At 39.8% G+C, this 14,393-nt stretch carries 16 protein-coding genes; 15 read left to right on the top strand and 1 reads right to left on the bottom strand.

Annotation, left to right across the window (positions count from 1 at the left end):
- Positions 1-55: 55 nt before the first annotated feature.
- From cybH to QNH29_RS20555, 11 genes are all read left to right on the top strand, one after another.
- Positions 56-799, top strand: a complete 744-nt coding sequence (gene cybH, locus QNH29_RS20605) for a Ni/Fe-hydrogenase, b-type cytochrome subunit (RefSeq protein WP_283865695.1) — start codon at positions 56-58, stop codon at positions 797-799.
- The gene (locus QNH29_RS20600) at positions 789-1,274 is read left to right on the top strand and encodes a HyaD/HybD family hydrogenase maturation endopeptidase (protein WP_283861193.1); all 486 of its coding nucleotides are present in this window, start codon (positions 789-791) and stop codon (positions 1,272-1,274) included. Before cybH ends, QNH29_RS20600 begins: the two co-directional genes overlap by 11 nt.
- Positions 1,261-1,692: a hypothetical protein gene (locus tag QNH29_RS20595; protein ID WP_283861192.1), complete on the top strand. Its 432-nt coding sequence runs from the start codon at positions 1,261-1,263 to the stop codon at positions 1,690-1,692. The genes QNH29_RS20600 and QNH29_RS20595 overlap by 14 nt, the downstream gene beginning before the upstream one ends.
- Positions 1,685-2,044, top strand: a complete 360-nt coding sequence (locus QNH29_RS20590) for a hydrogenase maturation nickel metallochaperone HypA/HybF (protein ID WP_283861191.1) — start codon at positions 1,685-1,687, stop codon at positions 2,042-2,044. The genes QNH29_RS20595 and QNH29_RS20590 overlap by 8 nt, the downstream gene beginning before the upstream one ends.
- Positions 2,041-2,700 (top strand): hydrogenase nickel incorporation protein HypB, encoded by a 660-nt coding sequence (hypB, locus tag QNH29_RS20585; protein ID WP_283861190.1) that lies wholly within the window; start codon positions 2,041-2,043, stop codon positions 2,698-2,700. The genes QNH29_RS20590 and hypB overlap by 4 nt, the downstream gene beginning before the upstream one ends.
- A complete protein-coding gene (gene hypF, locus QNH29_RS20580) occupies positions 2,685-4,985 on the top strand; it encodes a carbamoyltransferase HypF (protein ID WP_283861189.1) in 2,301 nt (766 codons plus the stop codon). Before hypB ends, hypF begins: the two co-directional genes overlap by 16 nt.
- Positions 4,958-5,191, top strand: coding sequence for a HypC/HybG/HupF family hydrogenase formation chaperone (locus QNH29_RS20575; protein ID WP_283861188.1), 234 nt, complete (start codon positions 4,958-4,960; stop codon positions 5,189-5,191). The genes hypF and QNH29_RS20575 overlap by 28 nt, the downstream gene beginning before the upstream one ends.
- Positions 5,166-6,278, top strand: coding sequence for a hydrogenase formation protein HypD (gene hypD / locus QNH29_RS20570; RefSeq protein WP_283861187.1), 1,113 nt, complete (start codon positions 5,166-5,168; stop codon positions 6,276-6,278). Before QNH29_RS20575 ends, hypD begins: the two co-directional genes overlap by 26 nt.
- Positions 6,278-7,279 (top strand): hydrogenase expression/formation protein HypE, encoded by a 1,002-nt coding sequence (hypE, locus tag QNH29_RS20565; protein WP_283861186.1) that lies wholly within the window; start codon positions 6,278-6,280, stop codon positions 7,277-7,279. The genes hypD and hypE overlap by 1 nt, the downstream gene beginning before the upstream one ends.
- A 242-nt stretch (positions 7,280-7,521) precedes the next feature.
- Positions 7,522-7,773 carry a DUF2535 family protein gene (locus QNH29_RS20560; RefSeq protein ID WP_283861185.1) on the top strand — a complete coding sequence of 84 codons (252 nt, stop codon included), beginning with the start codon at positions 7,522-7,524 and terminating at the stop codon, positions 7,771-7,773.
- A gap of 132 nt (positions 7,774-7,905) precedes the next feature.
- Complete coding sequence (locus tag QNH29_RS20555; RefSeq protein ID WP_283861184.1) at positions 7,906-8,748, top strand: DegV family protein; 843 nt, start codon at positions 7,906-7,908, stop codon at positions 8,746-8,748.
- 28 nt (positions 8,749-8,776) lie between these two features.
- On the opposite strand, the gene QNH29_RS20550 is transcribed toward QNH29_RS20555, so the two are convergent.
- Entirely contained in the window at positions 8,777-9,670 is an 894-nt protein-coding gene (locus QNH29_RS20550; RefSeq protein WP_283861183.1) for an MBL fold metallo-hydrolase, read from the bottom strand.
- A 250-nt stretch (positions 9,671-9,920) separates the two neighbouring features.
- Here QNH29_RS20550 and QNH29_RS20545 point away from each other — a divergent pair, with 250 nt between their 5' ends.
- From QNH29_RS20545 to QNH29_RS20530, 4 genes are all read left to right on the top strand, one after another.
- Positions 9,921-11,438, top strand: coding sequence for a spore germination protein (locus QNH29_RS20545; protein WP_283861182.1), 1,518 nt, complete (start codon positions 9,921-9,923; stop codon positions 11,436-11,438).
- A gap of 12 nt (positions 11,439-11,450) precedes the next feature.
- Entirely contained in the window at positions 11,451-12,572 is a 1,122-nt protein-coding gene (locus QNH29_RS20540) for a GerAB/ArcD/ProY family transporter (protein WP_283861181.1), read from the top strand.
- Positions 12,556-13,716 (top strand): Ger(x)C family spore germination protein, encoded by a 1,161-nt coding sequence (locus QNH29_RS20535; protein WP_283861180.1) that lies wholly within the window; start codon positions 12,556-12,558, stop codon positions 13,714-13,716. The genes QNH29_RS20540 and QNH29_RS20535 overlap by 17 nt, the downstream gene beginning before the upstream one ends.
- A 75-nt stretch (positions 13,717-13,791) precedes the next feature.
- Positions 13,792-14,367 (top strand): SCO family protein, encoded by a 576-nt coding sequence (locus QNH29_RS20530; RefSeq protein WP_283861179.1) that lies wholly within the window; start codon positions 13,792-13,794, stop codon positions 14,365-14,367.
- Positions 14,368-14,393: the final 26 nt, after the last annotated feature.

Raw genomic sequence — 14,393 nt, 5'->3', positions numbered from 1 at the left:
ATAAATGGCTGCACCAAAATTACCGAATCGCGGGCCGAATCCACCTGACATGAAAATGGAATTGAACAGCGAGAATACGTTTCACCCAGAAAGACCGCTCGCTTATAAACCAATAAAAAATGAAGTAAGAGCCTATGTGTGGGAACTGCCAATCAGGATTTTTCACTGGTTAAATATGCTGGCCATCTTTGTATTAATGGGAACGGGTATCTATATTGGCCAGCCTATGACAGCTGCAATCATTCCCGAAGAAGCCTATTATTCTAATTTAATGGGCTGGATGAGATATATTCACTTTTTTGCAGCATTTATTTTTGTAATAAATCTAATGTTCCGTTTGTATTGGGTGGCGATGGGAAATAAGTTTGCCACTTCTAATCCAATTAGATTGATTTTCTGGAAGGAATTATTTGAAACGATCAAATTCTATTTATTTTTAAAAAATAAAAAGCCGCATTATGTTGGTCACAACCCGCTAGCTCAGTTAAGCTATTGGGTTTTCATCGGGCTTGGTTCATGGATTGTTATGCTGACTGGCTTTTATATGTATTTTGAACCACAGCTGGATTCTTTCTGGGGTAATCTGTTTGTCTGGGTTTCATATGTTTTTGGGGGTGACAGTTTTACTGTTCGCTCATGGCATCACTTAACTGCTTGGGGATTTATGCTTTTTACGCTAATCCATGTGTATATGGCTTTCCGGGATGATTATTTAGAACGAAATGGATCCATTTCATCAATGATAACAGGATATAAAACAACAACGAAAAAGTCAGTTGGTGAAAAGAATGATGACTAAAAAAATTACGATTTTAGGTATTGGCAACACCCTCTTCACGGATGAGGGTGTTGGTATCCACCTTTTGCCCTTGCTGGAAGATGAACTAAAAGGCTGTGAAAATATCGAAATTATTGAAGGATTAACAGATGGGATGAGATTGCTAGGTCCTGTTGAGGAGGCGGAAAACCTCATTATCATCGATGCGATTAACGCAGGGGCGGAGCCTGGAACAATCATTACTTTAGTTGGAGATGAAATTCCTGCTTACTTTGGAATCAAGATGTCGATTCATCAGCTTGGTTTCCAAGAGGTACTGATGGCTGCAAAGCTTAGGGACCGCTATCCAAACGAAATCGTCATGTTTGGAATGCAGCCAACTTCACTTGAATTGGGGATTGGATTAACCGAAAACAATCAAAAAAGGCTTGGAGAGTTAAAAGACGCGGTGATTAAACAAGTGAATACGTGGAGACGTACGTATGAAACGGCTTGATTTCTTTAAAGAGATGGGTAATGACTTATTTCAAACGGTGAAGTCAGTCTATAAACCTTTTATTAAAGATGATATAGAAAAGTTTGAGAACGCAGCTGACAAGGTACTTGGCATTACTTGGGTTCCATTGATGAATGTATTTGATATGAATACCAATCTTGAAATGAAATTTTTTCAAGGCAAAGCGATTATTATTGTAAACCATGATACGAACATACAGGCATGGAATGGAATTTGTCCTGTATGTTCGCATATTATTACTGTTTCAGCACTATATTCAAGTGGAAAATGTTTAAATTGTCAAAAAGAATTCAATTTTAAGACAAATACTGGTGAATTACAAGTAACACAAATGCCATTGAGGAAAAGAAACCAAATCTACCAAATTGGTATTGTAAAAGGTGATTTTCATGCATGAAATGGCCTTAATGGGTGATATCCTTCAGCTAGTTCATGAAGATGCTGCTGCGAGAGGGATAGGGAAAATTGAAAAGATAGAGTTAATCGTGGGCGAAATATCAAATGCTATGCCCGATGCGCTAAGAATGGCCTTCGATATCTTTCGCGACCAGAACCATCATCTCTTTGAAGAAGGTGCCGAATTGGTAATCCTTATAGAGGAGGCAAGGGCTGTATGTGTTCTTTGCGGCAGTGAATACCGGCCGGATTTAAAAATCGCGCTTTGTCCTAGCTGTCTTGTTCCATCTGGAAAGGTACTGGCTGGGGAAACATTTCAAGTTTTATCATACGAAGGGAGTCATGGCAAATGAAGATAGCATTAAGAACGGATGTTTTAACAAATAACAATAAAGCAGCGGAGTTCAATAGAGAGTTGTTCACAGACACCAAAACCTTAGTTATTAATTTGATGAGTTCTCCTGGTGCAGGTAAAACTACGTTGCTTGAGGAAACAGTCCGTGAACTTTACGGAAAGTATCGGATTGCTGTTATTGAGGGGGATTTAGCTACCGAAAAAGATGCAGATCGAATTCGTGCCATGGGGGCAAAAGCGGTCCAAATTAATACACATGGAGGCTGTCATCTCGATGCAAGAATGATCGCAGCAACCCTTCATGAATTCGACCTCGATGAAGTGGATATTCTTTTTATTGAAAATGTCGGGAACCTTGTCTGCCCGGCAGGATATGACCTTGGTCAGCATCATAAAGTTGCCGTCCTAAGTGTTCCAGAGGGGAATGATAAAATTCCAAAATACCCGCAAATGTTCATGCGTACGGAACTTGTACTGTTAAATAAAATAGACTTACTGCCATACTTAGACTTCAATGTGGAAGAAGCACGGAGAGATTTATCTGAGATGAATCCTCAGTCGTCGTTACTGCCTTTATCTGCTCGAACCAGGGAAGGACTGCATGAATGGTTCTCTTGGATTGAAGGGGCTTACGAGCGATGCATACGGCTGTAAAGGTTTCAGTCAGAGGAAGGGTACAAGGAGTCGGGTTCCGGCCATTTGTTTTTCAGCTTGCTCAAAACTACCTATTGAACGGCACCGTTCAAAATAATATGGATGGAGTTAAAATCCATCTTGAAGGAGAGTCAATGGCGATTCAACATTTTCTATCTGACTTGAAAAATAAAGCTCCTAGATTATCAAAAATTAATGAGATTTTTTTACTGGACACTGAACCGTTAGGATTAAATGACTTTACCATTATACCAAGCGAGCGGAGCGGAACATCAATGCTCGTCATTCCGATTGACTCTGCGGTTTGTAAGGATTGCCTAAAGGAAATGAATGATCCGAATGATTACCGCTACCAATATCCATTTATAAACTGTACTCAATGCGGGCCGCGATACACGATTATCGAAGAGCTGCCCTATGATCGTCCGTTTACATCAATGAAATCCTTTTTGATGTGTGAAGCTTGCCGGATGGAGTATGAGGACCCAACAAACAGGCGCCATCATGCCCAGCCGATTGCCTGTCCAAAATGCGGCCCGAAGGTAAGGCTGTTTGATCAGAGCGGTAAAGAACTAGTTTCAGCGGAACCGATTAAAGAAACGATAAGATATTTAAAAACAGGAAAGATTGTTGCCATTAAAGGAATCGGCGGTTATCACCTTGCCTGCGATGCAACAAATCAACAAGCCGTCATGGCGCTGAGAATACGAAAGAGAAGGCCAACTCGACCACTGGCAGTGATGGTTTCCTCCATTAAAACAGTAGGTGAACACGCACAGATTAGCATTAGGGAAGAGGAAATATTAACAAGTCCGGAATCACCGATTCTTGTATTGAAAAAACATCAACATTATCAGCTTGCGGAGGGAGTAGCACCTGGGATGAGGACGATCGGTATCATGCTGCCGTATTCACCGCTTCATCATCTATTGTTTGCTGACCATGAGCTAACGGCTCTCGTAATGACAAGTGCAAATCCTTCAGGGATGCCGATTTTGTACAAGGATGAGGAAGCGTTTCACTATTTAGAAGGAATTGCGGATTTCTACCTAGTTCATAACCGTGAAATTCTTCATTCTGTTGATGACTCTGTTGTACAAATCCAAGAGGGTCAAATCGATTTCTTACGGAGGTCACGCGGATATGTGCCAGACCCTTTTTCGACTACTATCGAGGTATCAGGGATTGTGGCGTTTGGCGGCCAGCAGAAAACGACATTTACTATTGGCAGAAATGAGCAGATATTTGTAGGACCGCATATTGGTGATTTAGAAAATGTGGAAACCCTCCAGCATTACCGGCAGGAATTAGACCATCTTTTAAAATGGGTTGATACACCCAAGTCAGTGGCTGTGATTGATGCACATCCCGGCTATTATGTTCAGAAGCTAGTAAAAGAGTACGAGTTCAAGGAAATCATTGAGGTCCAGCATCACCATGCCCATATGGCTGCTATTCTCGATGAACATTATATCGAAGGAAAAGTATTTGGGATTATCCTTGATGGTACAGGATATGGTCTAGACGGAAAAATTTGGGGATTTGAAATCCTTTATGGAGATTGTGCTGAGTTTGAACGTATTGCGCATTTAAGATATACCCCGCTTCCAGGCAGCGAAAAATGCATTCGCGAGCCATGGCGGAATGCGGCGGCTATGCTAATTTCGCTTTTAGGTGATAAGGGAGAAGCGCTGGCCAATGATATATTCAATGATAAAGCATCTGAGATTACGATTCTAAAAAATATGATTGAAAAAAATATTAATACCATACAAGCGGGCACATGCGGCCGATTGTTTGATGCTGTAAGTGCCATCTGCGGAGTTACAAAAGTATCAAGCTATGAGGGTGAAGCCGCGATTCGATTGGCAGAGTTGGCGGATGAAAATAGGATATACGAACCTTACCCTTTTAGCATTCTTGATCAAGATATCGTAACGATTGATTTTACAAGAATGCTAGAGGAAATAGTATTGGACGTATTAGCAGGGAAAGATACTGCAACTATTAGCGGAAGGTTCCACGAAAGTGTAGTACAGGGTGTTATGACCGCAATGGATCAATTGTTCCCGGCTCGAAACAGGAACGTTGTTTTATCAGGAGGCAGTATGCATAACAGATATCTACGAAAACGAATTCGTGCAGAATTAATAAAAAGAAAGGCTCGGGTTTATTTTTCAGAAAAGGTCCCTTGTAATGACGGAGGGCTATCCTACGGGCAATTAGTGGTTGCCGCAGCAAAAAGGAGTGTTAAATCATGTGTGTTGGAGTACCAGCGAAAGTAATTAAAAAGATGGAGTATAGTGCGATTGTTGATGTGATGGGGTCACAGACAACAGTAGGAACAATCTTTGTCCCGGAAGTGGTGCTAGGGGATTATGTCATTGTCCACGCAGGACAGGCGATGAGCATTGTTGACGAAACGTACGCGCGAGAAAGTGTCGCTGAATGGAGGAAGCTAATCGATGCTCGAAATTTTGAAACAATCTAGTAATCCAGAAATCTGTAAACCGCTTGTACAAGCTGTTCTTGATAAATCGCAACAGTTCCAGTTGAAGTTTGGCCGAAAGCCCGCATTTATGGAGGTATGCGGTTCCCATACAATGGCTTTGGCTCGATCTGGTGTAAAGCAATGTTTAAAGGATGATGTAAACCTTATTTCTGGACCAGGGTGTCCGGTTTGTGTCACTGATCAGCGTTCGATTGATGCGATGATTGCTTTGGCTGAAGGGGAAAATAGGATTATCTGTACATTTGGCGATATGATGAGGGTGCCTGGATCCAATAAAACATTACTAGATTCAAAGATTGACGGCAAGGATATCCGGGTCCTATACTCACCAGTTGGCGCGGTAAAAATCGCAGAAGAAAATCCTGAAAAAGAGGTAATCTTTCTTGGGGTCGGATTTGAAACGACCATACCCATATTGACACTGATGGTTGGTGAGGCAGAAAAACGCAGGATTAATAACTTTTCAATTTGGATGACGACAAAGTTAGTGGAGCCAGCGCTTCGTTACTTACTGAATGCCGATGAAGTAAAATTAGATGGATTTATACTGCCGGGACATGTATCGATTGTACTCGGCGAAGATTCCTATCAATACTTAGTAAAAGAATATAATATTTCCGGCGTGATTACCGGATTTGAACCTGCCGAATTACTTTCTGGGATATACAAAGGGATTGATTTAGCTTTAAAAGATAAGGTTGCAATCATAAACAACCATCCAGCGATTGTTACGAAAACTGGGAACCAAGTGATCCATCAATGGTTTGATAAATACTTAATTCCATGTGATGAGGCATGGCGCGGAATTGGCGTAATTCCTGAAAGCGGTTTAGATTTAAAGCCAGAATTTGATCAGTATAATGCTAAGAAACGGTTCACCATTCATGTTGGAGAACCTCGTAAAACCAAGTGCCGCTGCGGCGAGGTCATCCGCGGGTTAATTTCCCCAACAGACTGTTCGCTGTTCGGTAAAGCCTGCCATCCAATGAATCCAATCGGACCATGTATGGTTTCGGCAGAAGGAAGCTGTTCAGCCTACTATCAATACATGAGGGAGAGTTTCTAATGGAGAAATATATTAGTTTAGCGCATGGTGATGGCGGAGAACTAAGCCACCGCTTAATTCGAGATGTATTTGTGGAAGCGTTTGGTGACGGAAAAGCCGCGATGTTTGATGCGGCAGAAATCACGATAACTTCTCCACAAATAGCCGTTTCAACGGATTCGTTCGTAATTAAGCCAATTTTTTTCCCTGGCGGCTCGATTGGCAAATTAGCAGTAGCAGGCACCGTAAATGACCTTGCTGTCAGCGGGGCAAAACCGGCATTTTTAACCTGTGGTTTTGTAATTGAAGAGGGTTTCCCGATTGCTGATCTAAAAAGGATTGTTACCGATATGGCTGAGGAAGCAAGGAAAACCGGAGTAGCGATTGTTGCAGGTGATACAAAAGTAGTCGAACGCGGCAGTGCCGATGGTGTTTATATCAATACCACAGGAATTGGAATGTATGAACCAGGTATTGGCTGCACTTTGGATTTTGAGGAAGGCGACGCTATTATTGTGACTGGCTTCATTGGGGACCATGGGATTGCTGTTCTGGCGGCAAGAGGAGAATTAGGAATTACAGTTCCAATTCATAGTGATTGTGCCTCTCTTAATAGGATGCTAGGTGAAGTCTTGCGTCATACAGACGGAGTAAGAATTATGCGGGACCCGACACGAGGGGGTCTGGCTACAACATTAGTGGAAATTGCGGAAGACTTTCATTTAACCATGAAAATTAATGAAGTCGATCTGCCTGTTAAAAAAGAGGTACATGGAGTCTGTGACCTATTAGGCTTTGACCCGCTATATCTTGCAAACGAAGGAAAAGCGGTTATCATTGTAGGTGCTAATGAAAAAGATAAGGTACTAGATATCGTCCGGGAATTTCCTGAAGGCAGGGACGCAGCAGTCATCGGTTCAATAACGGGAAAACAGAAAGGTCAATTACTATTAGAAACACCACTTGGATCAAAACGGTTGTTGAATAGATTATCTGGGACTATGTTTCCGAGAATTTGTTAAAAAATACCCCCATTCGAAATTTGTTGAATGGGGGCATTTTTATGATTTTTTCTGTACTCTCAACCCTACACTTATCTAGCATTTGATTAACTTACATGTTATCAGCAAGTGACCTGATTACTAATACCAATTCACAAAAAATATTTTCATAATTATTTCTCCAACCAACCACATTTAGACACCGTTCGATTGCACTTTAGGTGTATAATATCCTCAAACGGGTGAAAAAGAGGATTGATATTTTGTTATTCAAAAGCCTAGAGTTCAAAAATGTGGTTGGACAGAAGGTTAAAGTTATTGAAATTCCTTTGTTGGAGGAAGGCAGCACTTATACATTTATGATCCAAGTCCGTTTACAGAATTTTATTTCTACACTCTATTTGGAGACAAAGCCGAGCAAATGCTATTCGTTTAAAGAGTATTTAAAAAGGGTTATGAAATGGCCTGATTATGAAGCTTTGTTTTCAGTACCAGAATTAAAGAATAATGCATAATTTTTTCAGAGCACTGGATATCCCAGTGTTCTTTTAATTTTCACAATTAATTTCATGAAAATAGGGGAATGTATATCGTAAAGAATAGGGAACCTGTATAATACAATGGAGTAAATGCTAGGATGTGAGTAGATGAGCAAGATTAAAATAGTAACGGATTCGACCATGGATATGACAAAAGAGCAGGCCGAACAGCTTGGTGTTGTGATCGTGCCTTTGTCAGTAACCATCAATCGTGAAACATACTTAGACAGATTTGAAATTCAACCCGCTGAATTTTTGGAAACAATGAAAAGTTTAGAGGAATTACCGAAGAGCTCCCAGCCTTCTGCTGGTACCTTTCTTGAAGTATATGACAAGCTTGGTGAAGAGGGCTATGAGGTTCTATCGATACATATGACCGGGAAAATGAGCGGCACCGTACGCTCTGCAGAAAGTGCTGCCCAAATGACAAACACAAAGGTAACCGTACTAGATTCCAAATTTATATCCATTGCTCTCCAGTTTCAAGTTAGAGAAGCTGCTGAAATGGCTCAGCAAGGAAAGAGTATGGAAGAAATTCTTGAACGGCTTGAAACCGTTTGTGAAAATACGAAACTGTATATAATGATTGATACCCTCGAGAATATGGTGAAAGGCGGTAGAATCGGTAAAGGGAAGGCCTTTATCGGCTCATTACTTAATATCAAGCCGATTGCCTCGCTTGAAGGTGCGGAATACAATCCTGTCGCAAAGGTTCGCAGTCATTCTCAAGTGGTAAAATGGCTGGCTAAACAATTTGCTGAGGATGTAAAAGGGAAAACCATTCGTGGTGTAGGGATTGTACATGCTGAGGCCCATGGGTTAGCTACAAAAGTAAAAGACTCTATTATAGAATTAACGGGTTACCAGAATATATCCGTTGATTATACAGGTCCAACCATCAGCACCCACACAGGACCAGGCGCAATTGCCTTAATGTATTACACTGAATAAAATTAGGATGGTGCCCCGTAGCACCATCCTATTTATTTACCAACGCAATTTCCGACGATGATTCGTGAACGGTATACCCTAACCGCTGCAAATGCTTACGAATCCCACTCCGTTCCCATGTCCTCAAAATCATAGTACTCAATATTTTTTTCGGATAGAAGATCCCGATATTTGTGAGTTCTTCGAAATTCATTCCCTGACGTACATACATTTCGATAGTCTGGTCACGTTGGTCGATCATCGCTAAGAATTTATCCATTGCGATAATAAATTCTTGTTTCGTAAAAATACCTTTTTGATGACCTGTAATATAGGTATCTGCCTCCAACTCTAAAAGTCGTCGACCGGATTCAATGAACGCATTGATATCTCCGTCCGTACCAAAATACCATGGACCAAAGGAAGTCATATCAAAATCCCCGACAAAGACGACCCCTAATTCAGGAAAATAGGGACTGGAATACCCCTCCGTGTGACCAGGTGTATGAAGAAAGTTTACTTTAACTCCGCTGAAGTTGTATTCCTGCTCATATCGATAAGTTCCGGAAATTTCTCCGAGGTTTTGTACCCATTCCTCAGGCATGTGCTTCCTTAATGCTTCCACACCCTCCTGACCCCATTCCTGATACACGCCGTTTCCCCGCGCAATCCCTTCAATAGATTGGATCGTTTCAAATTCTAATGGGTTAATCCATTTTTCAACGTTCGGAAACAAATGATTATGCAAGGTATGATCGGGGTGGTAGTGCGTATTGATGATTAACTCAACCCCGTGCTGATCATTCAGCGCCCGAAGATCCGTTGGATTAGCACCAGTATCAATGAGTACCTTCTCTTTACTATTGATGTACAAGCTTCTTGAAAAGGGGACCTTACTATGATTAGGACCTTCCATAATCAAAAGCGGACCGATTTGCTGCATTTTTTTCACCCCTGTTAAGTTGACTAAATTTTCTGTATGTTGAATGAATACTCATTCATAGTACCATATCATCCCAATTCAATAAACCTTTTTGCGCTAATCTATAATCCACAATTTCAATGATTGTGTTTGTTACAAAATCATTGAAATGGAAAAAAGTATAAGGGTGCCTGGCACCATACTGAATCCTTGGGTAAAAATTGCTTTTTTGGTAATGCTAAAAAAAATTGAAATTAAAAAGGTGTTGCCTATGTTCAAATGGTTGTCAGGTAAAAAAGCGGATGATACACCGAAAGCTCATAGTTTAGACTTGGAAGAATTAAAAGAGCAGCTTAAATCTGAATTAAATGTTGGTTCTGACCTTGTCTTTAGGACAATGAAAAAGGACGGGGAGAAGCTAATCTTTTGTTTGATGAACTCATCCATCGACTCAACGAGGCTCGACGATATTGTCATCAAATCCATACTAAACAATAAGGACATGGAATGGACTTGTGAATCGATTGCAAAAGTCTTACCCATGATTTCGATCACTGCTGTTAATCAATTAAGTGAAGTGGTTTCGGGAATTAATGAAGGTAAAGTATATATTTACGCTGAAGGGCAGCCCTATGGGATTCTAGCGGATGTTAGTAAGACCCTTGAAAGAGGTCTTGAAAAAGCGGAAACGGAATCGCTTGTTTATGGTCCCAAAATCGCTTTTACCGAATCACTACAGGCTAACATGAATATTTTAAGGAACAACATTAAAGATGAAGATTTATGTGCAGAAGACTTGACTGTCGGTAAACGATCAAAAACAAAAGCTAAGCTTGTCTACATTAAGGGTATTGCGGATGAAGAAATTGTCCAAACCTTTAGGCAGAGGGTCCAAGAACTGAACTTGGATTATGTTCCCGGGACAACCGTCCTTGGTCAGTATATTGAGAGCGACAGCTGGTCTGTATTCCCACAGTTAATGACCACAGAGCTCCCTGATCGAGTATCGATAGCGCTATATAGGGGTAAAGTGGCTGTATTATTGGACAGGAGTCCAGACTGCCTTTATGGTCCTACATCGTTTTTTGCCTTTTTCGAATCAACAGAAGATGTTTATATGCGCTGGAACATGGGATTATTTTTACGTATGCTCCGGCTAGTGGCAACCTTTTTTTCTGTATTACTTACGCCTGCCTATGTGGCCGTTTTAACCTATCACTATGAAGTCATTCCCTCTCCATTGCTGCTGTCGTTGGGGGAATCAAGAGCGAGAGTTCCTTTTCCACCCGTCATGGAAGCATTATTACTCGAATTTGTTATCGAATTATTACGAGAGGCTGGGGCCAGGCTGCCGACAAAAGTAGGTCAGACGATGGGTATTGTAGGAGGTATCGTAATTGGGCAAGCGGCCGTTGAGGCAGGATTTACTAGCAATATCTTGATCATAATCATTGCATTAAGCGCTCTTGGATCATTTACGACTCCAAGTTACCTAATGGGTACCGCAATTCGTATCATTCGGTTCCCAATTATCATAATGGCAGGATTATGGGGAGGTATTGGAATCATGCTATGTTTCTGCTATTTCATCGTCCATTTACTTAAATTAGAAACCATAGGAGGCCCCTATCTTACACCTGTATATCCAGTTAGATTAAAGGATTTAGGATATAGTTTTTTTAAGTTGCCTCCGCAATATCTTTCATTCCGTCCCTTAACGAATCGAACAGAAGACCAGGAGCGCTTCCCTAAAAGGAAGGCAAAACAAAAAAAGGATGTAGATGAATAGGAGCGAACAAATATGAAGGTGAATTTACATCCAAAAGAAGGATTATTGTTTAATGCACCCATGCTCATATTTATCATTCACTCGATACAGGTAGGAGTAGGGTTAGCTGGGCTGCCAAGAATTGTTTATTTAGAAGCGAAGCATGACGCTTGGATTTCTGTTTTTCTAGCAGGGATCATTGTTTCTATTGTTTTGGTAATTATGATTCAAATGCTTAAGCAATATGAAAGTGCAGATTTGTATGGAATTCATGTTGATATTTTTGGCAAATGGGTAGGGAATTCTTTGAATTTCCTCTACATGATGTATATGACATCAACATTTTTCATCATTCTAATGAACTACGTTGAAATTGTTCAAGTGTGGATATTTCCGACTTTGCCAACTTGGCAGCTTTCCCTCGTTCTCATATTGTTAGTCATTTATACTGTTTATGGTGGAATAAGGGTAGTTGTTGGTGTGGCATTTCTATCTGTTGTAGGGACCATATGGCTGGCTGTAGTCCTTTTTGTCCCGTTGCAATTCGGTGATTTTACTCATTTGTTTCCAATTATGAATGCGAATGTGAAACAGCTATTTATGGGAGCTCACAGTACAACACTTTCTATGCTGGGGTTTGAAATTATTCTGTTTGTTTACCCATTTGTAAAAGAAAAGCAGAAAGCTATGTTTTTTGTTCTAATAGGAAATTTGATTACAACCATCACCTTTACGTTTGCAACCATCATTTCTATTGTATTCTTCGCCTCTAACAGCTTGGAAAAAACGATCTGGCCGGTTTTGTCAATGTTTAAGATCGTTAGACTTCCGAACTTAGAACGGTTTGAATTTATTGCTGTTTCCTTTTGGATGCTCATTATAATGCCAAATATGTGCTTGTATCTTTGGGCGGCTACAAAAGGATTTTCTAGAATTCTGCGAAAAAAACAAAAATGGGGTGTTTGGATTATTGCTATTGCGGCTTTTGGAGCTTCATTCTTTATAAAGACAAGATATCAAATGAATACGATTACAGATTGGGTAGCAAAACTAGGATTTTACTTTGCTTTTTGCTATCCCGTTCTTCTTGCCATGATTGTTTTCATAAAAAAATGGTATAAAAGGAGGGAAAGTAAGCATGCAGAAACGTCGTAAATGGCTAAGGACTGTGATTGCGATGAGTTCTCTCTTATTACTAACAAGCTGTGGTACAGAACCCAAGCAATTGGAGAGATTAGGCCTCATTACAGCAATTGGATTTGATTTAAAGAAGGAAAATGAAATCAAGGGAACAGTTTCTGTAACAAAATTTGATCCAATGGCCAAAGTTATGACTAACTTGATTACTGCTGATGCGAATACCCTCCAAACATTACGGGCTGAGGAAAATCTTGCAATCGACCAAAGACTAGAAATGGGCCAGCTCAGGTGTGTTATTTATAGTGAGGAGTTGGCTGAAAAAGGAATTATTCAGCTTGTAAATGCACTAAATCGTGATCCGACTGTTGGGAATATGGTATATTTAACGATTGCTGAAAAAGACGCTTTTTCTATCATCAGTATGGACGAGAAGAAAATAAAGGTGAATATAGGCACCTATTTGTATAATTTAATTCGACAAAATGTGGAAAGAGAACTATTAATCTCACCAACACTTCATGAATTTAATCACAAATTTTTTGATTACGGGCAGGATCCGGTGCTGCCAATTTTAAAAGTAAAGAAGGACAAGGCAGCGATTGCAGGGGTTGCTTTATTTAATGATGATAAAATGGTTGCGAGATTAAGCAATGATAAGCTCTTTTATTTAAAACTTTTAACAGATGAATACCGTACAGGATCAAAGGAATTAGAATTTAATCGCGACGAATTTTCGAAAATAATTAACGTACAAGGTGGACAATCTTATGGGCAAATTTATAACAAATTATTTATAAGTATTGATAATTTGCGCAGTAATACGAAGATTGATTTGGTTGATAAAAAGAATCTAGCTTTTAAAGTAAAGATAAAAATGGATTCGAGATTGCTTGAAACAACAAATTATTTAGATTTAGGCAAACCTGCTAACATGAAATTCATAGAGAAAAAAATAAATAAAGAAATGGAATATCAAGTTAGAAAACTCCTTCTGTTTTTCAAAGAAAAACAGGTTGACCCTATTGGATTTGGGAATGAGTATATGGCTCATGTCCGTGGTAAGCCAATAACTCAAAAGGAATGGAAAGAATTATATAAGAATGCTAAATTTGATGTTCAAGTAAAAAATACGTTAACGAAAACAGGAACAATGGATTAGTGAGCCGTTGTCTTTCTTCTTTTGTGAATGTTTGTTAAACTAATCACGAAAAGAAAAAGGTTGCGGGGGATCAATATGAAGGTTCGGATATCGTATTTATTAATAGTAATTGTGGCACTCCTATCAGCTTGCGGACAGAAGGGAATCGAGAATCCGCTTGATTATCCAGTAAATGATTTTAATGCTGTCACACAAGACAATAAACCATTCGAAAAAAAGAATTTGGACGGAAAAATATGGGTTGCCGATTTTATTTTCACCAATTGTGCAGACGTTTGTCCGCCAATGACAGCTAATATGACCAAACTGCAAAAAATGGTTGAGGAAGAAGAATTGAAAAATGTTGAGTTTGTCTCATTTAGTGTCGACCCAACTGTCGATACACCCGAAAAACTAACAGAGTATGCAAAGAACTTCGGGCTGAAAGATGATAATTGGACTTTTTTAACAGGCTATTCACAAGAATTTATTGAGACATATGCGAGGGAAACATTCAAAACCTTAGTAAAAAAACCTCAAGAAGGTGATCAGGTTATTCACCAGACATATTTTTTCTTAGTGGGACCAGATGAAAAGGTTAAGAAAATTTACGATGGCTACAAAGAAGTTCCATATGATGAAATCGTTAGTGATATAAAATTGTTACAATAGACCTCTTACAGGGTCTATTTTTTTGG

Source organism: Neobacillus sp. DY30 (assembly GCF_030123065.1).
In the GTDB taxonomy this organism is placed as follows: domain Bacteria; phylum Bacillota; class Bacilli; order Bacillales; family Cytobacillaceae; genus Neobacillus.
The sequence above is the reverse complement of the archived record's forward strand: the minus strand, read 5'-3'. Positions and strand labels throughout refer to the sequence as shown.